The organism is Mycobacterium sp. 1245801.1 (assembly GCF_001673055.1).
Classification (GTDB): Bacteria; Actinomycetota; Actinomycetes; order Mycobacteriales; family Mycobacteriaceae; genus Mycobacterium; species Mycobacterium europaeum_A.
Genome location: NZ_LZKY01000355.1, coordinates 54122 through 78627 on the forward strand (window position 1 = coordinate 54122; position 24506 = coordinate 78627).

Below are 24506 nucleotides of genomic sequence, written 5' to 3' on the forward strand. Positions count from 1 at the left end.
CCACCGGGCGCCCGGGTGGGCCGGCCGGCCTTCGAGGTCGTGTCCGGGTTGCGCTGTCCGGAGTCTTTGCACCATGATGTGTCAATTGAGCACATGACCGTCTACTATTTGGCGGGCACGAGGGCGAGGGCGGGGGGCACGAACACGATGTCCGGACCGGGTCGCGAGAGGTGATCGAATGAGCCCTCGTTTCGTCGGTCGGACCGTCCTGGCGCGAACCTGGATGCCGTTGGTCGCCGTGGTCGCGGTCGGCGTGGGTCTGCTCTGCATGTACAAGGTGCATCAGTTCTCCGAACCGGAGCCGGTCATCACCGTCAACGGTCCGCAGGCACCCGAGGAGTTCAACATCAAGCGGATCACCTACGAGGTGTTCGGCGACGCCGGCCAGGGCGGGAAACTGGTCTACGTCGACATCGACGGTCATCCGCATCAGGTCGACATCACCACCCTGCCGTGGTCCCACACGGAGACCACCACGCTCACGGTGGCGTCCGGCAGCATCTCGGTGCACGTCCACGGCGGTCAGGTCGGTTGCCGCATGCTGGTGGACGGCGTCATCCGCGACGAGCAATCGGGCGATCATCAGGACGCGGACGTCCAGTGCAGGGTGAAGTCGGCATGACCGAGCATCGCCTCGAGGATCCCAGGGTCAAGCGTCCGTTCATCCCGAAAATGGTGCGGGCCCTGGCGATTCCGATCATCTTGTTCTGGGCCCTGCTCGCGGTCACCACCAATACCTTTATGCCCCAAGTGGAACGGGTCGCCGAAGAGCTCGCCGGGCCGATGGTTCCGCATTACGCGCCCTCGCAGCGGGCGCTGCTGCACATCGGCGAGAAGTTCCACGAATCCAACTCCACGAACCTGACCATGGTGGTCTTCGAGGCGAACCGGCGACTGGGCGACCAGGATCACCGGTACTACGACGATTTGATGCGCCGCCTGCAGAACGACACCAAGCACGTCCAGTACGTGATGGACTTGTGGGGCAAACCGTTCACCGCGGCCGGGGCGCAATCCGTCGACGGCAAGTGCACCTATGTGCTCCTTCGTCTCGCCGGTGACATCGGCCAGATCCAGGCCAACCAGTCCGTGGACGCCGTCCGCGACATCATCAAGAAGGACACGCCTCCGCCGGGCCTCAAGGTCTATGTCAGCGGTGCAGCTCCGCTGGCCTCCGACACGCTCACCATCGCCAACGCCAGCCTGAACAACGTCACCATCGTGACGATCATCCTCATCGTCGTGATGTTGCTGCTGGTGTACCGCACCCCGTCGACCCTGCTGGTGCCCCTGCTCGGCGTCCTCATCGAAATGCTTGTCGCCAAGGGCATCGTCTCGACCCTCGGGCACTACGGATACATCGAATTGTCGTCGTTCGCGGTGAACATCGTCATCGCGCTGACCCTGGGGGCCGGAACCGACTACGGCATCTTCCTGATGGGCCGCTATCACGAGGCGCGCCAGGCCGGCGAGAGCCGGGAGGACAGTTTCTACATCGCCTACAAGGGCGTGGCACCCATCATCATCGGGTCCGGACTGACGATCGCCGGCGCCTGTTACTGCCTGACGTTCGCGCGGCTCAACTACTTCCACACCATGGGGCCGGCCGTCGCGATCACCATGCTGTTCACCATCGCGGCGGCGATGACGCTGGGTCCGGCGGTGCTGACCGTGGGCAGCCTGTTCGGGATGTTCGACCCGAGAACCAACGTCCACGGGCGGCTTTATCGGCGCATCGGTGCCAGCGTGGTGCGCTGGCCGGTGCCGATTTTGGTGGCCAGTTCCGCCGTCGTCATGCTCGGCGCGATCTTCGTGCCGAGCTACCGGCAGAACTACGACGATCGGCAGTACCAACCTGCCAGTGCGCCTGCGAATCTCGGTTTCCAGGCCGCCGATCGGCACTTCCCCAAGAGCAAGCTGTTCTCCGAGATGTTGATGGTCGAGACCGATCACGACATGCGCAACTCGGCCGACTTCATCTCGCTGGACCGCGTCGCCAGGGCGCTGATCCGGCTGCATGGCGTGGCGATGGTGCAGGGCATGACGCGGCCGTTAGGCCGGGCGCTCGAACACGCCAGCATTCCCTACCTGTTCACCACGCAGGGCAGCGGCAACGGTCAACAACTCCCGTTCAACAGGGAGCAGAACTCCAACACCGATGCGCAGGCCGAGATCCAGGCGCACTCCGTGGCTGTGCTACGCAAGGAGATCGGCTTCTTCCAGAAGGTGTCCGACGAACTGCACCAGACGGTGCTCACCGTCGAGGACCTCAAACGGGTCAGCAACGAAATGAACGAGGAAGTCTCGAACCTCGACGATTTCTTCCGGCCCATCAAGAGCTACTTCTATTGGGAGAAACACTGTTTCGACATCCCGATCTGCTGGGCGTTCCGATCGCTGTGGGACACCATCGATCACATCGACCACTTGGCCGAAGATATCGACAAGGCCGAAATCTCCCTCGCGGAGGTGGACAAGGCCTTCCCGCAGATCATCGCCCAACTGAAGGCCACCGCCGATGACACCGAGGCGCTGCAGCTGAAGTTGGTCAACAGTTACGGCTCGGCCGACCTGCAGTCCATCCAGACCGAGCAGACCTTCGACGATTCGATCAACGTCGGCAACGACTTCGACAGGTCCCGCAGCGACGACTACTTCTATATCCCGCACGAGGCCTTCGACAACGAGGACCTAAAGGCGGGCATGAAGCTGATGATGTCGCCGGACGGCAAAGCCGCCCGTTTCATCGTCACCCACGAGGGTGATGCGATGGGCCCCGAAGGCGTGGAGCACGTCGAGCAGTTCCCCGACGCGATAAAGACGATCCTCAAAGAGACGTCGCTGGCCGGCGCCCGGGTGTATATCGGGGGCTCGGGGTCCAACGACAAGGACATCAAGCAATACGCGATGTCGGATCTGTTGATCGCGGCGATCGCGGCCTTCGTGCTGATCTTCCTGATCATGTTGTTCATCACGCGAAGCCTGGTGGCGGCCTTGGTGATTCCCGGCACGGTGGCCTTCTCCTACGCCGGGGCGTTCGGCCTGTCCATCCTTTTCTGGCAGCACCTGGTCGGCCTGCATCTGCACTGGCTCGTGCTGCCGCTGACGTTCATCATCCTGGTGGCCGTCGGATCGGACTACAACCTGCTGCTGATCAACCGGGTCAAAGAGGAGCTGCACGGCGGGATCCACACCGGCCTGATCCGCGCGCTCGGCAGCACCGGCGGTGTGGTGACCTCCGCCGGTTTGGTGTTCGCCTTCACCATGCTGGCCATGCTCACCAGCGATCTGAGGACCATCGGTCAGGTGGGATCGACCGTGTGCATCGGCCTGCTGCTGGACACGTTGATCGTGCGCTCGTTCGTCGTGCCCTCCATCCTGCGGATTCTGGGGCCGTGGTTCTGGTGGCCGACGCTGGTACGCCCCCGCCCGCTGCCACAGCATTGATGCGGATCTGACGAATCGTTGACCGGATTGAACACATCTCGTTAATGTGTTCACATGTCGACGACGACGCCGCGTGAGACGATCCGCGCCGTCTCACCGTCGCTGCTGTCGGCCACCACCAGCACGCTGCGCCGGCTGGGCCCCCGCCAGTTCAACCTGACCGCCGTCGCCGAGATCGCCGGTGTGTCGCGCGGGACCGTGCACAACGCGTTCGGAAACCGCGAAACCGCACTGAAAACCGCGCTCGACGAACTCGCCACCGGCTTCATCACCACCATGGCGGCCGAAGTGCAGCGGCAAGACAACCTCGCCGGCCAGGTGGCCGCGGCCGCCAACGTGATCTGCAAACACCGGCAGACCTCAGACCCGCTGGGCCCGAAGGGGTTCAATCAGAGCCTCATCGTCCTGCTGCTCGACAACCTTGGCGAGGACCTCATGCAGCGCTCCATCAACCTCTGGGCGCCGCTGGTCCGGGCCGCCCAGCGCCGGGGCGAAGTCGGCAAGTCGGTCAATCCCCGGCACGCCGCGGAATGGATCGTGCGCGTGCTGCTCAGCTTCGAACTGCTGCCGCCGATGGTGGTCAATCTGGAAAGCCCCCGCGCCGTCGGCAAATTCGTCTCCGACCACATCGTGGCCGGACTCACCGGAAGCGAGAGGAGACGAGATGGCTGACTACGACGTCGCCGTCATCGGAGCCGGCCCGGGCGGCATCGCCGCCGGGCACCTGTTGCGTCAGCAGGGGATTTTCGACTTCGTCATCCTGGAGCGCGGCGACGACGTCGGCGGCACCTGGCGCGACAACCACTACCCCGGCCTGGCCGTGGACATCCCCAGCCTGTGGTATCAGCTCTCGTTCGCGCCGAACCCCAACTGGTCACGCTTCTTCGCCCCGGGCCGCGAACTCTACGACTATTTCCGCGACACCGCCCGGTCGCTGCATCTGTACGACCATTTGCAGACCGGCTGCAACGTGCTGCGCCAGTCCTGGGATGACACGACGCAGCGTTGGCACCTCGACATCGAGGGAAAGCCCTGCGTCACAGCGCGTTTCGTCATCAGCTCGGTGGGTGGCTATGTCAACGCCAAGCAGCGCGTCGACATCGACGGAATCGACGACTTCGCCGGCACCATCCTGCGGCCCAACGCCTGGGACGACGGCTACGACCCGCGCGGCAAGCGCGTCGCGGTAATCGGCACCGGCTCCAGCGGTGTGCAGATCGCCGCCGCCTTATCGGGTCAGGCTGCCAATCTCGAGGTGTACCAACGCACACCGGCCTGGGTGCTGCCGAAGATCGACTTTGACATTCCCCCGCTGATGCGTCGGTTCCTGCGGGTGCCCGGCGTGGTCGGCGCCATCAACTCGGCGGGACGATGGGCAATGGACATCGCGATGATCGCGCCCATCGTCCACCTGCTGTCGCGGCTGCCGCAGCGCGTCCTGGTTCACACGATGCCGTTGTACGACGCGTACTGCCGCGCCTTGTACCGGCTGCTGCTGCGGGCGGTGGTGCACGACCCGGCCACCCGCGCCGCGCTCGTCCCGCGATACGGGATCCTCGCCAAGCGGCCGGTGATCTCCAGCAGCTTCCTGCCGGCACTGAACAATCCGACCACCCACCTGATCACCACCGCCATCGACCGAATCACCGCCACCGGCATCCGTACCGTCGACGGAGTCGAACATCCCGCCGACCTCATCGTCGCGGCAACCGGTTACGAGCTGTGGACGGACCCGGAGACCTATCGACCCGGAACCGTGGTGGGCACAGCCGGGTTCGACCTCGGCGAGTATTACCGCACGCACGGCCTGCACGCCTATGCCGGCACGGCGCACCCGCAGTTGCCCAACCGGTGGGAGATCGTCGGGCCGCTGGGCTTCGTCGGCTTCGCGTGGCCGGACTTCGTCGAGACGATGGCCGCCCACGCGGTCCGGATCATCGACGTCGCGCGCCGGCAGGGCACCGAGGTCGTGCGCGTCAAACCCCAAGCGTTCCAGCGGTGGAACGCGCTGATGCGGCGCCGCGCAAAAACGGCCCACCTGTACTTCACCGAGTGCAATCCGGGGTTGTCCACGTATTTCATCAACTCCCAGCGCGACACCGTCTATCACCGGCCACAAACGATCGCCGCCTCGCGGCGCTTCGCGCGCAAGTCGGCACTGTCCGACTACGAGTTTTCCCGCGCCGCCGCGCCGTGCGAGGCGGCCCCGACCCGGAAGGCCCAGATAGCATGAGCGACAACGACAAACCGTTGGCCGGCCGGGTCGCATTCGTCACGGGCGCCGCGCGCGGACAGGGCCGTTCGCATTGCGTGCGGCTGGCCCGGGCCGGGGCGGACGTCGTGGCCATCGACGCGTGCGGCCCGGTGGCGGCGAACAACGGCTACCCGGCCGCGACGCCGGAGGACCTGGCCGAAACGACGAGCCTGGTGGAAAGCGAAGGCCGCAAGATGCTGGCCGCGCAGGTCGACGTCCGCGACGCCGCGGGCCAACAACGGCTCGTCGACGACGCGATCACCCAATTCGGCCGCCTGGACATCGTCGTCGCCAACGCCGGCGTGCTCAATTGGGGCCGGCTGTGGGAGATTTCGGCGCAGCAATGGCAAGAGGTCCTCGACACCAACCTGACCGGAGTTTGGAACACCATCAAAGCGACCGTGCCGGCGATGATTCAGGCGGGCAACGGGGGCTCGATCATCACCATCAGCTCGGCGGCGGGCATCAAGGCCGTACCGGGATGCGGTCACTACTGCGCCAGCAAGTTCGGCGTGGTCGGGCTGACGAACTCGCTGGCGGTCGAACTGGGTGGATACGGCATCCGCGTCAACTCGGTGCACCCGTACGGCACCGACACGCCCATGGGCAACGACCCCTCGATGTGGCAGCTCTTCGCCGACAACCAGACCTACATTCACAGCTTCTCCCCCGGCGCGCTGCCCACCGACTCACTGGCCGACCCGAACCTGGTCTCCGACATCGTGTTGTGGCTCGCCAGCGACGCCTCGTCGCTTGTGACGGCCGCGCAAATTCCCGCCGACAAGGGCTACCTGAAGATCTGATAAGAGACGCACAGGCGCCCCGCCGACGACGGGCATAATCGTGTCGTGAAGGCGCCCGGCGCTGCGATGCCGAAAACGCGGGCCGGATCGCTGCGACCCGGCGAGCTGGCGCAGGCATCGGTGATGGGCGCGTTGTGCGCGGCGATCGCCATCATCGCGGTCGTCCTTCCGCATGGCGGCGGGCTGGGCCTGCTCGGCAGCGTGCCGACCGGGCTGCTGGCCTACCGCTACCGGATCCGCGTTCTGATCGCCGCTACGGTCGCCGCCGGTGTGATCGGCTTTCTGGTCGTCGGGCTGAGCGGCCTGGGAGCGATCGCCCTCTGCGCCTATGTCGGTGGGCTGGCCGGAACCGTCAAGCGCCACCGCCGCGGCACACCGACCGTGATCGCGGTGTCGTTCGGCGCGGGTGTCGTCGTCGGCGCCGGCATGATCGCCGCCTTGACCGTCCTGACCCGCTTCCGGCAGCTCGCCTTCCACGCCGCCAGCGCCACCGTGGACGGTGCCGTGACGGTCGTCTCGCGGGTGGCGCAGTTGCGCGCGCCCGCGCAACAGTTCAAGGCGTTCTTCGCCGAGGCGCTGCACTACTGGCAGTGGCTCGTGCTGGGCTACGCCGTCTTCACCATCGTGGGTGCTTCGCTGGTCGGTTGGTGGGCGCTGTCCCGGGTGCTGGAGCGACTGCGCGGGATCCCCGACGTGCACAAGCTGGACGCGCCGGCCGGCGGCGGCCCGATCCGGCCGGTCCCGGTACGCCTGGAGCGGGTGCGGCTGCGCTACCCGCACGCCGACCACGACGCGCTGCGTGCGGTCAGCCTGGACGTGCGGACGGGCGAGCACATCGCGGTCACCGGGGCCAACGGGTCGGGGAAAACCACGCTGATGTTGATCCTGGCCGGGCGCGAACCGACATCGGGCGTCGTCGAGCGCCCGGGGGCGGTGGGGCTCGGTGAGCTCGGCGGCACCGCGGTCATCATGCAGCACCCGGAAAGCCAGGTGCTGGGCACGCGGGTCGCCGACGACGTGGTCTGGGGACTGCCGCCCGGCAAGACCACCGACATCCCCCGGCTCCTCGGCGAGGTCGGCTTGGGCGCGCTGGCCGACCGCGACACGGGCAGCCTGTCCGGCGGGGAGCTGCAGCGCCTGGCGGTGGCCGCGGCCCTGGCGCGCGAGCCGGCGCTGCTGATCGCCGACGAGGTCACCAGCATGGTCGACCGGCAGGGCCGGGAGCAGTTGCTCGCCGTCCTGTCCGGCCTCACCGAACGCCACCAGACGGCCCTGGTGCACATCACGCACTACAACGACGAGGCCGAATATGCCGACCGCGCAATCAACCTCGGCGGCGCGTCACTCGACGCCGACCTGGTCCGCAGCGCAACCGCGCCGGCTCCGACGGTGACGAACGGACGGCCCGCCAGCCCGCCGGTGCTCGAACTCGTCCGTGTCGGACACGAATACGCCAGCGGCACGCCCTGGGCTCAGACCGCGCTGCGCGACGTCAGCTTCGCGGTGCACGAGGGCGACGGGCTGTTGATCCACGGCGGCAACGGTTCCGGCAAATCGACCCTGGCCTGGATCATGGCCGGGTTGACCGTGCCGGCCACCGGCGCCTGCCTGCTGGACGGGCGCCCGACCGCCGACCAGGTCGGAGCGGTCGCGATCCAATTCCAAGCGGCCCGGCTGCAACTGATGCGCGGCCGGGTGGACCTGGAAGTGGCCTCGGCGGCCGGGTTTTCGCCCGCCGATGACGCGCGGGTGATTGCGGCGCTGGCGGCCGTCGGCTTGGACGCAGGGCTGGCCAAGCGGCGCATCGACCAGCTCAGCGGCGGCCAGATGCGTCGGGTGGTGCTGGCCGGACTGCTCGCCCGGTCGCCGCGGGTGTTGATCCTCGACGAGCCGCTGGCGGGACTGGATGCCGCCAGTCAGCGCGGCCTGGTCCAGCTGCTGGCCCAGCGGCGCCGTGACACCGGCCTGACCGTGGTGGTCATCTCGCACGACTTCGCCGGGCTTCAGGAGCTGTGCCCACGCACCCTGCACCTGCGTGACGGTTCGCTGGAACCGTCGCCGGCCGCGGCGCAGCACAATTCGGTGGCCGCCGCCCCGCCGGCGCAGCACCCGGCCGGCCGCCGTCGCCCCTTCGTGCTGCTGCGGCCGGTGCCGGGCACCTCCCCCATCCACGACCTGTGGGCCGGGACGAAATTGCTTGTGGCATTCGGTATTTCGTTGCTGTTGACGTTCTTTCCCGGCTGGGTGGCGATCGGGCTCACCGCCGCCCTGGCGGCCACGGGAATCCGGCTCGCCCGCATCCCGCGGGGCGTGCTGCCGTCCGTGCCGCGCTGGCTGTGGATCGTGCTGGTGATCGTCGGCGCCAACGCGGCATTCGCCGGCGGGAGTCCGTACATCCGGCTGGGATCGGCGTCGCTGGGCCTGGGCGGGCTGCTCGACTTCCTGCGCATCACCGTGCTGTCGGTGGTGTTGCTCGCCCTGGGCGCCCTGGTGTCGTGGACGACCAATGTTGCCCAAATCGCCCCGGCGGTGGCTACTTTGGGCCGCTTCCTGCGGCCGGTGCGGGTCCCGGTCGACGACTGGTCGGTGGCATTGGCGCTCGCGCTGCGCACCTTTCCGATGCTCATCGACGAATTTCGGGTGCTCTTCGCCGCTCGCCGGTTGCGGCCCAAACAGACCCCGCAGACCCGCTGGGCCCGGCTGCGGCGTCCGGCGGCGGACGTGATCGACGTGGTCGTCGCGGTCATCACGGTGACGCTGCGCCGCGCCGACGAGATGGGCGATGCGATCACCGCCCGCGGCGGCACCGGCCAGATCTCGGCCGCCCCGTCGCGGCCGAAACCGGCCGACTGGCTGGCGCTTTCGATCGTGTTGGCGGTGTGCGGGACCGCGGTGGCCGCCGAACTCGCCCTGGTCGCCGGCCGCTGACGCTTTCAGAATCTCGCCAATGCCGGCACGTCCGCCAACGCGCAATCCGGGATGTCTTCGGCAGCGCGCAGCAGGAAGTTGAGCTTTGCGATGCGCTCGCCCGAGCGCGGTGCGCCGTTCTTTTGAAACGGTGCCGCCAGGCCCACCGCCAGATCCATCACGACATCGTCGATGACGCCACCCGAGCGGCCCGAGGGAATCGCCAAAACGGCGTTGCGCGTGGCGTATTCGAAGCAGTCGAGCGCCTCGGCGATGGTTCCGACCTGGTTGGGCTTCAGCACGAAACCGTCCACGGCGGACGATTCGACCGCCCGCTGCAGGCGGGCGCGGTTGGTGACGATCAGGTCGTCGCCCAGGATGATCGAACGGTTCACCGTCTGCACCGCTTTCGCGAACCCGGCCCAGTCGTCGCCGTCCAGCAGGTCCTCGATGAACAACATCGGAAACTCCTGGGACAGTGCGCGGGCGAAGTCGATCAGTTCCTCCGCGGTCACCCGCTCACCGTTGAATGCGTATGTGGCAGAGTCGCTGTCGTACACCTCGCTGGACGCGCAGTCCAGCGCGAACGCCATGATGTCGGCGCAGCCGGCGCGCTCGACGGCCTCGGCCAGCACCTCCATGACGGCGTGCGGGTCACTGGACGGCGCGATGTATCCGTACGACGACGCCAGCATTGGCGCGCGGCCCAGTCGCTCGGCGAGCACCTCGCCGAGCGACTCGAACAGACTCACCCCCCTTTCGACCGCCGATTCGATCGAGTCCGCGCGGTACGGCACCACCAGGAATTCACTGAACGTCTGGCGGACGTCGCCGTAGTGCCCGCCATTGATCATGTTGAAGCTGGGCACCGGGACGGTGGTGGGCGGTTCGAGCCCGAGCAGTTCGCCGACGTAGGTATAGGTGGACGTGCCCGCCGCGGCGGCGGCCGCGCGCAGCAGCGCGATCGACGTGGAGTAGATCGCGTTGCCGCCGAGCCGGTGCTTGTCCGGTGTGCCGTCGAGCGCGATCAGCACCCGGTCCAGGGATCGCGGATCGTCGAGCTCCGCGCCGATGAGGGCCGGGGCGATTTCGTCCTCCACCGCGGCGATGGCACGGTGCACGCTCAGGCCGTTGTATCTGGTCCGGTCCCCGTCTCGTAGGACGTACGCCTCGTGCGACCCCACCGAACTGCCGGTCGGAGCTGCGCCGCGGCCGACAAAGCCGGTGTCGGTGGTGATTTCGACTTCCAGAAGGGGCCGGGCTTTGCAGTCCAGCAGTTGGCGGGCGATGACGGATGCGATCTTCATCGTCGACCTCCCGGACCCAGGGTTCCAGCCTAAGGCCGCGGCACTGAGAGGTCACTGAGAAGTCGCGAATCGGAGGCCGTTTCCCGCCCAGCCGCCCTAAGCTAGCGTTTACACAAGTTGTACTGTAAAAACTCCGAGCTCTCGATCGGAGAAGGAGGATCTTCATGCGGCCGGTAGTGAACCTTGATCGGTGCGAAGGCAATGCCTACTGCGTGAACATCGCGCCGGATGTCTTCCGGTTCGACGATGACGACTACGCGGTGGTCACCGCCGATCCGGTGCCCGTCGAGCAGGAGGCGTTGGTCGAGCGGGCGATCGCCGAATGCCCGCGCGCCGCCCTGTCCCGCGAGGACTAGCGGGCGACCAGGTCTAGCCGTGCTCCTCCTGGACGCCGAAGGTGTTGACCGCCAAGGCCAGTAAGAGGTAGCCGCCGATGGTGAAGGTCAGGTCCATGCACTGCTGCTGGGTGAACAACTCGCACAACAGATCCCAGGTTGCCTGGCTGATCGTGCTGTCGGCGGTGAGATCGTCGACGGCCCGGATCACGACCTGGTCCGTCCGATCGGCGCAGTGCCCGGATCGGATGCCGTCGATCTCGGATTCGGTCAGGCCGGCGCGCAGGGCGATCGGGACGTGGTGTGACCACAAGTAGCCGCAGTTGCTGCGGTGTACCACGCGCAGCAGCGCGACTTCTCGCACGCGGGGCGACAGCGTCGACCGCGCGAGCAGGTAGGCGTTGAACGGCAGGTAGGCCGCGGTCAGCTCGGGATGACGGACCATGGTCGACAGAACATTGCCCGCGCCAACGGGATTCGCCCGCTCGGCCGGGATCAGGGACGCCAGCGCCGTGCGCGCGCCCTCGTCCCACTCGTCGGCGGGTAACGGTGACAGGCGCAGTGGATGTCCGTCGGACGCGGTCATGCTATTGGATCGGTTCGTCGCCGAGCACGGTGGTGCGCAGCATTTCGCGTTGTGAGTCCGGGTCGTAGGGGGCCGCGCGGTGCAGCACTCCGCGGTTGTCCCAGATCACGGTGTCGCCGACCGACCAGCTGTGGCTGTACACCTTGTCGGGCAGCGTTGCGCGCTCGAGCAACTCGTCCAGCAGGGCGCGTCCCTCGTCGAGATCCATGCCGACGACGTAGTCCGCGGAGGCGCCCAGCACCAGCGATTTGCGGCCGCTGCGGTGAGTCCACACCAGCGGATGTTCGTGCGTGCGCCGGGACCGCCAGCGCTGCACCTGTTCCGGGGAGGGGTCGGGGTAGACGCGGCGCTGGGACGCTTCCAGCGAGTGCACCACACGCAGCGTGCCGAACCGCTCCTTCTCGTCCTCGGTCAGGGCGTCGTAGGCGGCGTAGGAGTTGGCGAACTCCGTTTCGCCGCCCCACTCGGCGACCTGGACGGCCGTCAACACGGTGGCCTTCTGCGGGCATTCGTCACCCAGCGGTGTGCAACCGTCGATGTGCCAATCGAAGGTGGCCTTCAAGTAGGCGGCCGAGGCATTCTTGGACTTGTCCAAGGTGATCGGGTAGATGCCGGCCACCGGGTGGTGACCGTCGGACGAGTGGTCGATCTCGCCGAGGCGGCGGCAGAACTCGACCTGGGCCGCCGGGTCGAGCTGCAGGCCGCGGAACACCAGAACGCCGTTGTCCTCCAACGCGTCCAGGACGGCTGCACCCACCGAGTCGTCGCCCGCCAGCGCGGCCGGCTCCAGGCCCGCGACTTCGGCACCGACGGATTCGGTGAGCTTGGTGATGGTGAGCAGACTCATCGTCGCTCCTTTCGATGAAGGGATGTCTGACGGCGGAAAGCTCAGGGCACCGGGCCACCGGTGCGGATCATCACCGCGTCGGCGGCGTCGACCGGGGCGGGTTGATGCATGATCTCCACCGCCATGGCGACCATGATCAGCGAATAGATCATGTGCAACAGGTTCAGCGCGTCGTCGGGCACGTTGTCCAGGGGAAACTTGTCGCAGTAGTCGATCGCCTCTTCGAGCCGGGGGAAGAACGCGTCGTAAAATTCGCGCAGTTCGGGCATCGACGAGTTGACCCGGGCGTTCCAGCGTTCGGTTTCGGTTGCCAGGCACCAGGTTTCGGCATAGCCCTCCAGCTCGGCGAAGGCGCTGGGCAGCTTGACAGGCATGGTCACACCCCCACCGAATCCCGTTCGCGGCGATAGGCGTCGACCCAGTCGACCACGACCTTGTGCAGGTGGCGCACCAGGATCTCTTGATCGTTGAGCGGGAAGTCGTCGACGATCCCGTACTCGAGTGCCGCCTGCGTCCCGCCGAGCATCCCGGCGTCTTGCAGCGCAAACTCTTTCAGCACCACCGAGGCGACCTCGTGCTCGATGCGCTCCCGCACGGTTCGCGCCGGATGGAAGTAGGTGTAGGCCTCGAATCGATGCGTGTTGTGCGAGGTGGGCCAGTACCGGTACAGCAGATACCACCCGCCATAGATCAGGATCTCGATGTTCGGGAAGATCTGGAAATTGCTGATGCCCCAGGGCTCGATCCCGCCGGGGTTGAGTCCGGCCGGCAGTTCGCCGATGTCGGGGGTTCGCCACGGTCCCACCAGTCCGCTGCGGGTGGCCCGCTCGATCGGATACATGTATTCCGGCGGCAGCAGCCAGCGCCGCCGCCCGGCCGTGGAGACCAACCGGTGCGGGCCGTCGAGTTGGAAGTGCCCGCAAGTGAATCCGGCGTTAGGGTCGCGCACCTCGGAGGGGACCTGCTGTGAATGCAGCGAGGGCACGTGGTAGTACTCCTGGAAGGCGTCGGCGAAGATCTTCCAGTTGCTGTTGTTGTGCGCCACCCAGTCGTAGCGCTCGGTCAACTTGTCGAACGGGTAACCGTCGAGGCCGGCGATCATCGGACCGAGGAACTCCCGCAGGCTCTGGCGGGGTTCGGGGTCGAAGTTGATGAAGACGAAGCCGTTCCACACGTCGCAGTGCACCGGCCGCAACCCGTACTGCGCGGGGTCCAGGTCGAAGAACTCCGATTCCTGCTGGACGAACTTCAAGGCGCCCTGCAGGTCGTAGCGCCAGCCGTGGTACTTGCAGGTGAACTGCCGACACGTCCCGCGCGTCTCCTCGCCGGGAAAGTCATTCCACACCAGCTTGTTTCCGCGGTGACGGCACACGTTGTAGAACGCCCGGATGCGCTCGTCCTTGCCCTTGACCAGGATCACCGAGACGCCGACGACTTCGATCTCCTTGGTCAGGTAGCTGCCGACACGCGGCAACTCCTCCACCCGCGCGAGGTTGAGCCATGCCCGTTTGAAGATCGCCTCGCGCTCGAGTTCGTAGAACTCTTGCGACGTCGAGTCCTTGAAAGACACGGGCCCCGTTCCCAATTCGGGATAGTGCTCGGTCCAGGAGCCCTCCGGGGGCCTGCCTGCTCTGGTCATCGAATCCTCACAATCACATCACCGCTCCGCCGTTGACGCCCAAAACCTGGCCGGTGATGTACCTGGCTTCTTCCGAACACAGGAATCCCACGGCCGCGGCGATATCGGCGCCGGTGCCGAGGTAACCCAACGGGATGTTGCTGGCGATTTGCTCGTTGGACGGCAGGTATCCGGCGGCCTGGCCCTGGTGCTGCATCGGGGTTTCGATGCCCGAGGGCGGAATGTTGTTCACCGTGATCCCGTGCGGCGCATATTCACGGGCCAACGACTTGGTCAAGGTGATCACCGCGCCTTTGGACGCCGCGTAGTGGGCGGCGAACGGCGAGCCCCGCTGGGCGCTCGACGACGAGATCATCACGATCCTGCCCCAGCGCGCCTCCATCATGTCCGGCAGCGCGACCTGGCAGCAGTGAAAGGTGCCGGTGAGATTGACATCGATGATCCGCGACCAGGTTTCGGCGCTGATCTCCAAGAACGGCGAGAAGTCGAACATGCCGGCACTAGTCACCAGGACCGTCACCGGGCCCAGCTCGCTGCGCACCTTCGCAAACGCCTGCTCCACGGCGGACCGATCGGTCACGTCGGCACCCACCCCCAGCGCGGTCACACCGTCGGCGCGCAGATCGTCGGTGACGCGTTGTGCGGCATGCTCGTTGACATCGAGGACCGCGACCTTGAGTCCGCGCCGACCCAATTCATGGCACGTCGCTTCGCCCATACCCGAGGCGCCTCCGGTCACCACCGCCACCCTGGTCATCGACTCCGCTCCACCCTTTCCCTCACTCGTAGACCACCCGCACCGTGGGGCTGGTGGGCAGGGCCTGACACGTCAGCACCCAGCCCTCCTCGACCTCGTCCGGATCGAGGGCGTCGTTGTTGATCATCCGGGCGCTGCCGTGGGTCAGGCGGCCCATACACGTTCCGCACGAACCGATCTCACACGACGACGGCGCGCGCAGCCCGGCCATGCGGGCCGTCTGCAGCAACGTGTTGCCCGAGTGGTACGGCGCGGTCGTCGTCGATCCGTCCAGCACGATGGTGACCTCGTCGGTCACCACCTCGGTGTCCGGCGGCGCCGCCGCGGCCACGTCGTCGACGTCGAAATGCTCGATGTGCAGGCGATCCGCCGGCACGCCGGCCGCGCACACGGCGGTTCGCACAATCTCCATGAACTCGTTGGGCCCGCAGATGTATACCTCGGCGTCGCCGGGATCGCGGACGAACGCCTCGATCTCCGCTCGGGTGACGAAGCCGGTGTGGTCGTCGAGGTGGTGGTGCAGGACGAAACGATCGGCGTGCCGCGCGGCCAGCGACGCCAAGGCCTCGTCGAAGATCACCGCGTCGCGGCTGCGGTTGGCGTAGAACAGTCGCGTGGCGCGGGTGCCCGACATCAGGGCCGTCCGCAGCAGCGAAAACACCGGCGTGATGCCACTTCCCCCGGCGAAGGCGATCAGATCTCGGTCGGTCTCGCGCAACACGAAGCGACCCTGCGGCGGCAGGGCGGGCAGCCGGTCGCCGGCTGCGGCCGTGTCATTGAGCCAGTTCGACACCACACCGTCTCGGTCGCGTTTGACGGTGATCTGCAGGTCTTCGTCCGGTAACGACGACATCGAATAACACCGTCGATGCTCGCGTCCGTCGACGGTGACCAGCAGCGTCAGAAACTGTCCGGCTTGGTACCCGAACTGTTCCGCGCTGCCCGGTGGGACATCGAGAACGATCGACACGGCGTCGCGGGTCTCGCGAACCACGCGCTTGATCCGCAGTGGCACAAAGCCATCCGGCGACGCAGCGATGCCGACACCGGCGCCCCCGGCGTCGGTCGCGGTCGCCGAACCGGCGGTTGTGGTCGCGCGGATTTCACCCATCCCGGCCAGAGTATCAACTACTTGCGATTAGTCTCAAGTACTAGATACAGGCGCAGCCCGTCGCTGCCCACGGGCGGTCAGCCCTCGACGTGGTCGTTGAACAGTTCGTGGCCGGTGCCCTTTTCGACCACCCGGCCCAGCAATTCACGCAGGGTCCGTTGCTCCTGCTCGGTCAGCACGCCGAACACCTCCTGATGGGCGGCGATCGCGTCGTTCACCACCGTTTCGGCGACCTTGCGGCCCTCGCCGGTGAGGTAGGCCCGCAGGATGCGCGCGTGCTGGGGATCCTGCTTTCTGTCCACCAGGCCGCGGCGTTCCAGGGCGGTGAGCGCGAGCTGGACGCCCTGCGGGCTGATCAGCAGCCGCCGCGCGAGCTCGGCGCCGGACAAGCCGGGTTCGTTGGCCAGTTGGCGCAGCACGCCGATCTGCGCGGTGCTCACGCCGTGTTCGCGCATCGCCTCGTTGATGGTGGTCAGCGAGTAGTAGAAGGCCTGTTTGAGCAGCCACAGGATGTTGTCGGTGAGTTCCATGCCCGCCTCCGTTACGTCGCGGGGGTCTTGTAGATCTGCCCGCTTTTCATGACAAAGCGGACGTCGAGGGTGGTGGCGATGTCGTCGAAGGGGTTGCCGGGGACGGCGATGATGTCAGCCAGATAACCGGGCGCCAGCTTGCCCAACTCGTCGTCCGCCTCGATCAGCTCGGCTGCCACCACGGTGGCCGCGTGGATCGCTTGCGCGGGCGTCATGCCCCGTTCGACCAGCGCGCCCAGTTCCTTGGCGTTGTGGCCATGCGGGATGGCCGGCGCATCGGTGCCGCAGGCGATCCGCACCCCAGCCTCGATCGCCTTGGGCAGCATCGACTTTGCCCGCGGGAAGACCTCGAGCGCCTTCTTGCGAAGCTCGGGTGCGATCCGATCGATGGCCATGGCGTCGGTCAAATACGTGGTCGAGACCAGGAATGTGCCGTGATCGACCATCATCTGGATGGTCTCGTCACTGGCCAGAAATCCGTGTTCGATGCAGTCGATCCCGGCGCGAATGCACGCTTGAATTGCGCTGTCCCCCACGGCGTGCGCGGCCACCCGGACCCCGGCCCGGTGGGCCTCGTCGGCGATGGCGGCGAACTCGGCATCGGAGTACTGCTGGGCACCCGGCGCGGTGCTGTGTGACATCACCCCGCCCGAGGCGGACACCTTGATCAGCTTGGCGCCGTGCCGGATTTGGTAACGCACGCAAGCGATCACGTCGGGAACGCCGTTGGCGATGCCTTCGGCGACCGAGAGCGGCATGACCCCGGGGGCCAACCGCTGGAAGACCGTCGGGTCCAGGTGCCCGCCGTACGGGGTGACGGCGTGGCCGGCGGGATAGATGCGCGGTCCGATGTGCCAACCCTGGTCGATGGCGCGCTGCAGCGCCACGTCGAGCAGGTATCCCCCGGTCTTGACCATCAGCCCGAGATTGCGCACCGTGGTGAACCCGGCCTCCAGCGTGGTGCGCGCGTTGACCGCGCCGCGCAGCGTGCGATACGCGGGGTCGTCCTGCACGCCATGCATGGGCGACGGCAGGCCCTCGGGGCCGCCGGGTCCGCCGATGAGCAGGTTGAGCTCCATGTCCATCAGCCCGGGCAGCAGCGTCACGTCGCCGAGATCGACGATGTTGGCCGAATCGTCAAGCGGCTCTTGGGGATTGATCGCGGCGATGCGTTCGCCGTCGATCACCACCTCCGCCGGCGTGTGGATCTGACCCGTCACGACGTCAGCCCAACGCGCCGCCCGCAGCACGCAGGTCATGGAACGGGCTCGGACACGCAGTCAAGGCTCGAAGCACCCGAATCGGGGACGCGGGGCTGTTTCCAGCACTCCACCGGGAACGACACCATGATCATCGAATACAGCAGATGCATCAAATTCTGGACGTCGTCGGGCAGGTCGTCGAGGGAGAACTTGTCGCAGAACGCCAGCGCCTCGTCGGCACGCGGGGTGATCGCGTCGTAGAAGGCCTTCATTTCCGTCATGGAGCTGGCCAGCCTCTTCGCGTAGCGTTCCGGTTCGCTGGGCAGGCACCACTCGGCGAACCGTTCGAGGTCGGCGAACTCGGCGGGCAACATCGACATCGTGTTCACACTCCTGCCGTCGAGGTCCGGCGATAGTCATCGATCCAGGCCGCCGTCTCCTTATGCAGGTGACGGATCAGGACTTCCTGGTCGCAGAGCAGGAACTCGTCGATCACCTGGGATTCGAGCATCGTCTGCGTCGCCTCCAGGGTGTTGGCGTCCTGCAGCCCGTATTCCTTGAACGACACGGCCGCCAATTCCTGAGCGACCCGCTCGCGCGGGGTACGCGGCGCCGGGAAGTACAGCGTTCCTTCGAACAGGTGGCTGTTGTACGACGTCGGCCAGTAGTGATAGGTCAGATACCAACCCTGACCCCAGAAGAGGATGGCGAAGTTGGGGAACAGCTGAAACGAGTCCAGGCCCCACGGGTCGCATTTCGCGGGGTTGAGCCCGGCGGGCATCGGCCCGAGATCGGGCTTGTCCCAAGGCCCGAACAGTCCGCTCTGGCAGATGTCCTCGATCGGCTTGCGCATCTCGTCGGCCATTTCCCAGGCCCGCACCCCCGACGTGCTGACCAGCCGGTGCGGCCCGTCCAGCCGATAGTGCGGGGCTTCAAAACCCGCCTGGGCGGCCGCCTTTGAGTAGGCGGTCGGCGACTGGTTCGCATGCAACACCGGGGCGTGATAGAACTCCTGGAACGCGTCCATGTAGAGCTTCCAGTTCGCCTTGACTTCCGAGCGGTAGTACCAGCGGGAGGTCATCTTGTCGAAGGGGTAACCCTCCAGCCCGGTGATCATGGGCCCCAAAAACTCTCGCAACGACTGCTCGGGTTTCTTGGCGAAGTTGACGAAGATGAAGCCTTCCCAGACCTCGCAGTGCACCGGCACCAGGCCGTAGCGACTCTTGTCGAGGTTGAAGAACTCCTCCTCCTGCTGCACGAAGGTGAGGTTGCCGTTCAGGTCGTAGCGCCACGCGTGGTATTTGCAGGTGAACTGCCGGCACACGCCGCTCGTTTCTTCCTGCGGCATGTCGTTCCACACCAACTTGTTGCCGCGGTGCCGGCATACGTTGTGGTAGGCCTTGATGTCACCGGATGCCGTGCGGACCAAGATGATTGACGTGTTGACGACCTTCAGCTCCCTAGTGAGGTAACTACCCTTACGCGGAAGCTGTTCCACGCGACCGACATTGAGCCAGGCCCGTTTGAAGATGGCCTCGCGCTCCAGCTCGTAGATCTCCGGGCTGATGGAGTCGTGGTACGACACCGGGTCGGTGCCCAGTTCCGGGTAGTGCTCGGTCCAGCTGCCCTCCGGCGGTTTGGGGAATCGAGCCATGATCGCTCCTTAAGCAGTCCAATCTCGGCAAAACCGTCGGCGCCCAGCCGCGTCTCGCAGCACTGTCTGCGCGAAACAACCGCCTGCGCACCGGTTTCACCGATCCGTGAGAGCTCCGTCACGGCCGACGGTATATCCTCGACCCCATCAATAGCAAGTAGTTGATATTGGCCTCGGGAGGCACGGATGGACCGCAGTGTCGTGCAAGTCATCTCACCACATACCGAAGAACCCATCGCCGAGGTCGATGCGGCGGGATCCGACGGCGTCGACGCCGCGGTAACCGCCGCGCGCGCGGCCTTGACCTCGGCGCCCTGGGGCCACAGCGAACCGTCGGACCGGATCGCCGCGATCCGGCGGCTGGCCGACATCTACGACGGGCGTCGCGGCGAGATGGCCGACATCATCACCGCCGAGATCGGCGCGCCGATCAGCTTCGCCCAGCGCGCCCAGGTCGGCCTGCCCGCGTTCATGATCCGCGCGTTCTGCGACCTGGCCGAGCGGCATCAGTGGCAGGAGACCAGGACCGGGTTCTTCGGCAGCGATGTGCTGGTCCGCAAGGAGCCCGTCGGCGTCGTCGCCGCGATCGTGCCGTGGAACATGCCCCAGTTCCTTATCGTCACCAAGCTGGTGCCGGCGCTGCTGGCCGGCTGCACCGTCGTGCTCAAGCCCGCGCCCGAAAGCCCGTTGGACGCCCTGCTTTTGGCCGAGATGTTCGACGAGGCCGGCCTGCCGCCCGGTGTGGTCAGCGTGCTGCCCGGCGATGCGAGCCTCGGCGCCTACCTGGTCGCCCACCGCGGAGTGGACAAGGTGTCGTTCACCGGCTCCACCGCGGCGGGCCGCGCCGTCGCCGCCGCTTGCGCGGCCAACCTCACCAAGGTCAGCCTCGAACTCGGCGGGAAGTCCGCGGCGCTGGTCCTCGACGACGCGGCACCGGACAAGGTCGCCGCCGGCGTGCGATCGGCCAGCCTGTCCAACAGCGGCCAGATCTGCAACGCGCTCACCCGCGTCCTGGTGCCGCAGGAGCGCCATGACGAATACGTCGACGCGCTCGCCGCCGAGATGTCCGGCCTTCGCGTCGGCGATCCGGGCGACCCCAAGACCCAGCTCGGTCCCCTGGTCTCCCGTCGCCAGCAGCAGCGCGTTCGCGACTACATCAACGTCGGTCAGCAGGAGGGGGCACGGCTGATCGTCGGCGGCGCCCACATGCCCGACGGGCTCGACCGCGGCTGGTACGTCCGGCCCACCCTGTTCGCGGCGGCCGACAACACCATGCGGATCGCGCGGGAAGAGATCTTCGGTCCCGTCATCACCGTCATCCCCTACCGCGACGAGGACCAGGCGGTGGCGATCGCCAACGATTCGGACTACGGCCTGGCCGGATCGGTGTGGGGAAACGACACCGACCGGGCCCTCGCTCTCGCCGCGCGGATCCATACCGGCACCGTCGGCATCAACCAGGGCTACACCATGGACCCGTTCGCGCCCTTCGGCGGCGTCAAAGGCAGCGGCTATGGCCGAGAACTCGGCCCCGAAGGTCTCGACGGCTACGTGGATACGAAATCAATCGCCGTCGCCCAAGCCGGCTAGGTAGCTAGCTGGTCTCGCTGGCGACGTAAACGGCGACATATCCGATCGGGATGCCGGTCCAGGTCGCGATGGACTCGCGGGCGGCCAGCTCCACGGTGGCCCGGCTGCTGGCGCGGGTGGCCCTGCCGATCTCGGGAATCCGGATCATCCATCCATCCGCGTCGCGAGTGATTTCGATGTCGAAGCACTGGCCGACCATCGGGCACTTCACGCGGGGAGCGACCCGCGTTCGGCGGGCGCCGCGCAACGATTGGCGGCGCAGCAGAGTGGGCTGAACAGACATGGCTGCTTTCCTGAGTCGCGGACGAACCGCGGGCAACAGTAATCCGCATCGAGGCGAAAACCTAATTGGCGGTCTCAGGTGGATAACGACGAATCGTAATGCCGCCGCGACGTTCCGTGCGGATAACCGAGCGGTCGACGGCTGGAGGCCTATCATGTGATGTAGACCACATCTCGCCGTGGCATGTTGCGGGCGTCACACCGAAGGAGATTTCATGGTTGGCGTGGATCGTCCTCATAAAACCGTCATCGCGCCTCGTACCGGCGCGGCGGTCAATTCACACCGTCTGCTCGTCGCCTTCCTGACCGTCACCATCTTTATCTGCGCAATCGTGGGCGTCATCGCGGCCGCGATGATGGGGCAAACCACCGCGGCGCTCCTCATCGCGCTGGTGGCCGGGGGATGGTTCTCGGCCGCCGCCTTCTGCTGATCCCGGAGGATCCCGTCTCGCTACGGTGAGTCGCGCTCGTCGCAGTGCGCCAGCCGGCGCAGTACGCCGGGATCACCGTGCACCCGCAGTCGGCGTCGCCCGCCCTCTCCGATGTCGACGCCAATCGGCAACTCGTGGCCGCCCGCGCCGGCCGGATCGACGAAGAGCTCCAGTTCGTCGGCGTCGACGAACAACACGGCGTCATCGTGCGACAGCCGCCACGGGTGGCCGTCGCTGGGCCAGCGGCCACCGACGACGCGAATGCCCGCGTCGTCGGCTTCCCGGTCCTCGTCGGCATCGGCCATGACGCAATCGATCCACAATTTCGCCGGCACCGGACGGAAGTACACCGCGAGGCGTTGGCGATTGAGGTCGACGCCGATCGGCATCCCGATCGGGGGAAGCGATGTGCCCTCGGGTTGGTCGTTCAGCGATTTCTTGACCTGACGCGAACCCAAGCCGGTACCGAACCAGTCGATGGTCAGGACGGTGGTGAGGTACTGCGCGATCGCGGCGGTCAACAGACCGCCCGCGCCGGCGGCCCCCACCCCGGCCGCCCCCGCTACCCAGGTCACCGGCAGCGCGAGCAGCCCGACGACGGCCGCCGCCCCCGCGGCCGTGGCCACCTTGCCGGCCGCGGTGAGGCTGAAGTCGGCGTTCACCTCCGGCTCGGAGTTCTGCGCCGGTCGCACCCCCACGGTCCGCGGTAGCCGATCGAATCGCTCGCGGACGCGCTTGACTTCGGCCTCGTAGTCTTCGGCGCCGAGGTGGCCGGCGCGCTTCTTCGCACCCGCCAGTTTCAGCGTCTCTTCGAGAAGCTCGATGGTGTCGACATCCTCGCGCAGCAGCTCATTGTCCTTCGGGTCGCGGGGGATGTCGCCGAGGCCCATCTCGTAGGTCACCTTGAAGGTGGCGTTGAAGTCATAGAGCGCGGTTTCGGCGCTCACGGTGCCGTCCACGACCAACCGGCCATCCCCGGTTCGCGGCACGATGTCGGCGTCGAGGGCATCCAGGCTTCGGTCTTGCCCGCCGATGCTGATGGTCTTCGGACCCGCCAGCGCGCACGGCGCATCGGGGTCGAAGTCGCCCTCGTCGAGATCGAAACTCTTCATCACCGTGTCCCGGACCTGCCGCAGAATGCTCCACCCGGTAGCGGCCAAAGCCGCTCGCTCACATGGGTTTTCGGCGAGAATGGACGGGGGCAGCTCTTCGCCGGGCGGCAAATCGCGCAGCGTCTGCAGCTGCACCACCATGGATTCCTCGGTCGCCTCGCCGACGTCGAAGCGCTGCACAATGGCGTCGAGTTCCTTGACCGTACTGTCGTCTTGCGCCTCGGGGTCGACGTCCACCGGCGTCGGCAGCAACGTCTGAATCCCCTTGTCGCCCATCGCCTCCAACTGCGGGCGGACCGCATCGGCGATCTGGGCGGCCAGCGAGTCGAGCACCCTGGTCCTGGCTTCTTCGTCGGAGAGGCCGGGGTGCTGCAGCTTCTCCAGGTTCACCATCAACTCACCGGCGATGCTGTGGGTGATCCAGTGCGCCTCGGCATAGTCGAGTTCCCAGCTGATCCGCGGATCCTGTCCGGCCAAGACCGTGATCCCGTCCGCACGGCGTTCGACGTGCGGGCCGAACAGCCACCCGGCGTGCCGGTCCGGCAATGGGTGTGCCACCAGCGCGGGCGCGTCCTGGGCGGTGAAGTTCAGTGCGATCGTCTGCTTGCCCGGCTCTAGCTGGTGCGGCTCGAGCTGATCGTGAATCGTCAACCGCCCGAACAACGGAATCTCGTTGTACGCAATCTCGCGCGATTCTCCGGCACGCGGGCCATCCGGGATGGTGATCGTGGCCGGGGGCAGCGATACCAGCGGGATGCAGGTGACCGAGTCGATGACGATCTTCGAATCGAAAATCACCAGGTCTATCGCGAAGTGCCGCAGCGGGTCGCGGGATGCACCGTCAGCTTCCTCCTGCCACAGCCGCCCACGGGCGTCGAGGATGAACCAGACGCGGTCCAGGGTGAGGTCGAGGGTGGCCGTCGCCGAGTAGCCGGCGCCGTCGACGGACTGCGTGTACTTGTCGCCGCTGAACATCTCGGCCGTTTGATCCTGCACGCGTTCGCGATGGATCTCGATGATCGTGTCGGGGCGATGCATGTGATAACTCCGTCCCTCGGGACCCATGGTGCCCGACCGGTGGGCTCAAGTCGGCTCGTGCATGCTGTACCCAGAAAAGGCGACCGCCAAAGCTGTTGCGCTCGACCATGATTCGTTCGCAGCCTGGCCTGGACTCGGCTACGGACGTTCTTCAATCACGCACTGGACGATGCCGTTGGCAAAGCTCGGGTCGAATCCCATGTGCGCCACTCGCTGGGCCTCCGCGGCCGGGGAGACACCGGAATCGAGATCCTGCTCAATGACGCCGACGAGTTGCAGGTTCTGGGGGTCGTGGCCCGCGATCGGCTCGGTCATCTTTCCCACGCAGCGGCGATAGCCGCTGTAATCGGCGTGCGCGGACGCGGTGAGCACCGCCGGCCCGACAATCGAGGCCCCAATCGCTACGCCAACCGCGACGACGTGGATGCAACGCACGGTTTGCTGGATACCCAGCTATAACGATCGATAATCAGCAAACAATTTGGTGGACGGTTACCGGTGGTGTAGCTTCGATGGGCACGACTTCTCGGGGCTATGGCGCAGCTGGTAGCGCACCACACTGGCAGTGTGGGGGTCAGGGGTTCGAGTCCCCTTAGCTCCACCAAATTGTTTGCTGATTATCGATCGTTATAGCTGGGTATCCAGCAAACCGTGCGTTGCATCCACGTCGTCGG

At 66.5% G+C, this 24506-nt stretch carries 23 protein-coding genes and 1 tRNA gene; 10 read left to right on the forward strand and 14 right to left on the reverse strand.

Features of this window, described 5'->3' with window-relative positions; translation table 11 throughout:
• Positions 1-178 precede the first annotated feature (178 nt).
• Genes A5622_RS22395 through A5622_RS22420 form a run of 6 tightly spaced genes read left to right on the forward strand, consistent with a single transcriptional unit; the run spans position 179 to position 9432 of the window.
• Positions 179-622, forward strand: a complete 444-nt coding sequence (locus A5622_RS22395; protein WP_197497969.1) for an MmpS family transport accessory protein — start codon at positions 179-181, stop codon at positions 620-622.
• A complete protein-coding gene (locus A5622_RS22400) occupies positions 619-3447 on the forward strand; it encodes an RND family transporter (RefSeq protein WP_066864837.1) in 2829 nt (942 codons plus the stop codon). The genes A5622_RS22395 and A5622_RS22400 overlap by 4 nt, the downstream gene beginning before the upstream one ends.
• 54 nt (positions 3448-3501) lie before the next feature.
• A complete protein-coding gene (locus A5622_RS22405) occupies positions 3502-4119 on the forward strand; it encodes a TetR/AcrR family transcriptional regulator (RefSeq protein WP_066864840.1) in 618 nt (205 codons plus the stop codon).
• Positions 4112-5680, forward strand: coding sequence for an NAD(P)/FAD-dependent oxidoreductase (locus A5622_RS22410; RefSeq protein WP_066881302.1), 1569 nt, complete (start codon positions 4112-4114; stop codon positions 5678-5680). Before A5622_RS22405 ends, A5622_RS22410 begins: the two co-directional genes overlap by 8 nt.
• A complete protein-coding gene (locus tag A5622_RS22415; RefSeq protein ID WP_066881304.1) occupies positions 5677-6504 on the forward strand; it encodes a mycofactocin-coupled SDR family oxidoreductase in 828 nt (275 codons plus the stop codon). Before A5622_RS22410 ends, A5622_RS22415 begins: the two co-directional genes overlap by 4 nt.
• A gap of 45 nt (positions 6505-6549) precedes the next feature.
• Complete coding sequence (locus A5622_RS22420) at positions 6550-9432, forward strand: ATP-binding cassette domain-containing protein (RefSeq protein ID WP_066881306.1); 2883 nt, start codon at positions 6550-6552, stop codon at positions 9430-9432.
• Positions 9433-9437: 5 nt separating this feature from the next.
• Here A5622_RS22420 and A5622_RS22425 read toward each other — a convergent pair whose 3' ends face one another.
• Positions 9438-10718, reverse strand: a complete 1281-nt coding sequence (locus tag A5622_RS22425) for an enolase C-terminal domain-like protein (RefSeq protein WP_066881308.1) — start codon at positions 10716-10718, stop codon at positions 9438-9440.
• Between the two features lie 164 nt (positions 10719-10882).
• Between A5622_RS22425 and A5622_RS22430 the strand changes: the two genes are divergently transcribed.
• Positions 10883-11074 (forward strand): ferredoxin, encoded by a 192-nt coding sequence (locus A5622_RS22430; RefSeq protein ID WP_066881310.1) that lies wholly within the window; start codon positions 10883-10885, stop codon positions 11072-11074.
• Positions 11075-11087: 13 nt separating this feature from the next.
• On the opposite strand, the gene A5622_RS22435 is transcribed toward A5622_RS22430, so the two are convergent.
• The 10 genes from A5622_RS22435 to A5622_RS22480 form a co-directional block, all read right to left on the reverse strand.
• Entirely contained in the window at positions 11088-11639 is a 552-nt protein-coding gene (locus A5622_RS22435) for a carboxymuconolactone decarboxylase family protein (RefSeq protein ID WP_066881312.1), read from the reverse strand.
• A 1-nt stretch (position 11640) separates the two neighbouring features.
• A complete protein-coding gene (locus A5622_RS22440) occupies positions 11641-12486 on the reverse strand; it encodes a TauD/TfdA family dioxygenase (protein ID WP_066881314.1) in 846 nt (281 codons plus the stop codon).
• Positions 12487-12527: 41 nt separating this feature from the next.
• A complete protein-coding gene (locus tag A5622_RS22445) occupies positions 12528-12866 on the reverse strand; it encodes a hypothetical protein (RefSeq protein WP_066881316.1) in 339 nt (112 codons plus the stop codon).
• Positions 12863-14125, reverse strand: coding sequence for an aromatic ring-hydroxylating dioxygenase subunit alpha (locus A5622_RS22450; protein ID WP_066881318.1), 1263 nt, complete (start codon positions 14123-14125; stop codon positions 12863-12865). The genes A5622_RS22445 and A5622_RS22450 overlap by 4 nt, the downstream gene beginning before the upstream one ends.
• A gap of 13 nt (positions 14126-14138) precedes the next feature.
• A complete protein-coding gene (locus A5622_RS22455; protein ID WP_066881320.1) occupies positions 14139-14882 on the reverse strand; it encodes an SDR family NAD(P)-dependent oxidoreductase in 744 nt (247 codons plus the stop codon).
• 22 nt (positions 14883-14904) lie between these two features.
• Positions 14905-15993, reverse strand: a complete 1089-nt coding sequence (locus tag A5622_RS22460; RefSeq protein ID WP_082990522.1) for a ferredoxin--NADP reductase — start codon at positions 15991-15993, stop codon at positions 14905-14907.
• 77 nt (positions 15994-16070) lie between these two features.
• Positions 16071-16523, reverse strand: a complete 453-nt coding sequence (locus A5622_RS22465; protein WP_066881322.1) for a MarR family winged helix-turn-helix transcriptional regulator — start codon at positions 16521-16523, stop codon at positions 16071-16073.
• Positions 16524-16534: 11 nt separating this feature from the next.
• Positions 16535-17782, reverse strand: coding sequence for an amidohydrolase family protein (locus tag A5622_RS22470; protein WP_066881324.1), 1248 nt, complete (start codon positions 17780-17782; stop codon positions 16535-16537).
• Positions 17779-18114, reverse strand: a complete 336-nt coding sequence (locus A5622_RS22475) for a hypothetical protein (RefSeq protein WP_197508075.1) — start codon at positions 18112-18114, stop codon at positions 17779-17781. The genes A5622_RS22470 and A5622_RS22475 overlap by 4 nt, the downstream gene beginning before the upstream one ends.
• Entirely contained in the window at positions 18111-19379 is a 1269-nt protein-coding gene (locus A5622_RS22480) for an aromatic ring-hydroxylating dioxygenase subunit alpha (protein WP_066881326.1), read from the reverse strand. The genes A5622_RS22475 and A5622_RS22480 overlap by 4 nt, the downstream gene beginning before the upstream one ends.
• 186 nt (positions 19380-19565) lie before the next feature.
• Here A5622_RS22480 and A5622_RS22485 point away from each other — a divergent pair, with 186 nt between their 5' ends.
• Positions 19566-20969, forward strand: coding sequence for an aldehyde dehydrogenase (locus A5622_RS22485; RefSeq protein WP_066881328.1), 1404 nt, complete (start codon positions 19566-19568; stop codon positions 20967-20969).
• A 4-nt stretch (positions 20970-20973) separates the two neighbouring features.
• Here A5622_RS22485 and A5622_RS22490 read toward each other — a convergent pair whose 3' ends face one another.
• Positions 20974-21168, reverse strand: coding sequence for a long chain fatty acid-CoA synthetase Faa4p (locus tag A5622_RS22490; RefSeq protein WP_066881330.1), 195 nt, complete (start codon positions 21166-21168; stop codon positions 20974-20976).
• Between the two features lie 298 nt (positions 21169-21466).
• On the opposite strand from A5622_RS22490, the gene A5622_RS22495 reads away from it, so the two are divergent.
• Positions 21467-21682, forward strand: coding sequence for a hypothetical protein (locus tag A5622_RS22495; RefSeq protein ID WP_066864887.1), 216 nt, complete (start codon positions 21467-21469; stop codon positions 21680-21682).
• Between the two features lie 20 nt (positions 21683-21702).
• On the opposite strand, the gene A5622_RS22500 is transcribed toward A5622_RS22495, so the two are convergent.
• Positions 21703-23832: a hypothetical protein gene (locus A5622_RS22500; RefSeq protein WP_066881332.1), complete on the reverse strand. Its 2130-nt coding sequence runs from the start codon at positions 23830-23832 to the stop codon at positions 21703-21705.
• Between the two features lie 138 nt (positions 23833-23970).
• A complete protein-coding gene (locus A5622_RS22505; protein WP_066864893.1) occupies positions 23971-24267 on the reverse strand; it encodes a hypothetical protein in 297 nt (98 codons plus the stop codon).
• Between the two features lie 93 nt (positions 24268-24360).
• On the opposite strand from A5622_RS22505, the gene A5622_RS22510 reads away from it, so the two are divergent.
• Positions 24361-24436 (forward strand) — tRNA-Ala (locus A5622_RS22510).
• Positions 24437-24506: the final 70 nt, after the last annotated feature.

Coding starts and splice junctions, on each gene's coding strand:
- A5622_RS22500 (WP_066881332.1), bottom strand. CDS start 23,832: ATGCATCGCCCCGACACGATCATCGAGATCCATCGCGAACGCGTGCAG.
- A5622_RS22465 (WP_066881322.1), bottom strand. CDS start 16,523: ATGGAACTCACCGACAACATCCTGTGGCTGCTCAAACAGGCCTTCTAC.
- A5622_RS22400 (WP_066864837.1), top strand. CDS start 619: ATGACCGAGCATCGCCTCGAGGATCCCAGGGTCAAGCGTCCGTTCATC.
- A5622_RS22490 (WP_066881330.1), bottom strand. CDS start 21,168: ATGGTCGGCCAGTGCTTCGACATCGAAATCACTCGCGACGCGGATGGA.
- A5622_RS22430 (WP_066881310.1), top strand. CDS start 10,883: ATGCGGCCGGTAGTGAACCTTGATCGGTGCGAAGGCAATGCCTACTGC.
- A5622_RS22470 (WP_066881324.1), bottom strand. CDS start 17,782: ATGACCTGCGTGCTGCGGGCGGCGCGTTGGGCTGACGTCGTGACGGGT.
- A5622_RS22495 (WP_066864887.1), top strand. CDS start 21,467: ATGGTTGGCGTGGATCGTCCTCATAAAACCGTCATCGCGCCTCGTACC.
- A5622_RS22415 (WP_066881304.1), top strand. CDS start 5,677: ATGAGCGACAACGACAAACCGTTGGCCGGCCGGGTCGCATTCGTCACG.
- A5622_RS22425 (WP_066881308.1), bottom strand. CDS start 10,718: ATGAAGATCGCATCCGTCATCGCCCGCCAACTGCTGGACTGCAAAGCC.
- A5622_RS22410 (WP_066881302.1), top strand. CDS start 4,112: ATGGCTGACTACGACGTCGCCGTCATCGGAGCCGGCCCGGGCGGCATC.
- A5622_RS22450 (WP_066881318.1), bottom strand. CDS start 14,125: ATGACCAGAGCAGGCAGGCCCCCGGAGGGCTCCTGGACCGAGCACTAT.
- A5622_RS22485 (WP_066881328.1), top strand. CDS start 19,566: ATGGACCGCAGTGTCGTGCAAGTCATCTCACCACATACCGAAGAACCC.
- A5622_RS22480 (WP_066881326.1), bottom strand. CDS start 19,379: ATGGCTCGATTCCCCAAACCGCCGGAGGGCAGCTGGACCGAGCACTAC.
- A5622_RS22405 (WP_066864840.1), top strand. CDS start 3,502: ATGTCGACGACGACGCCGCGTGAGACGATCCGCGCCGTCTCACCGTCG.
- A5622_RS22395 (WP_197497969.1), top strand. CDS start 179: ATGAGCCCTCGTTTCGTCGGTCGGACCGTCCTGGCGCGAACCTGGATG.
- A5622_RS22460 (WP_082990522.1), bottom strand. CDS start 15,993: ATGGGTGAAATCCGCGCGACCACAACCGCCGGTTCGGCGACCGCGACC.
- A5622_RS22440 (WP_066881314.1), bottom strand. CDS start 12,486: ATGAGTCTGCTCACCATCACCAAGCTCACCGAATCCGTCGGTGCCGAA.
- A5622_RS22455 (WP_066881320.1), bottom strand. CDS start 14,882: ATGACCAGGGTGGCGGTGGTGACCGGAGGCGCCTCGGGTATGGGCGAA.
- A5622_RS22435 (WP_066881312.1), bottom strand. CDS start 11,639: ATGACCGCGTCCGACGGACATCCACTGCGCCTGTCACCGTTACCCGCC.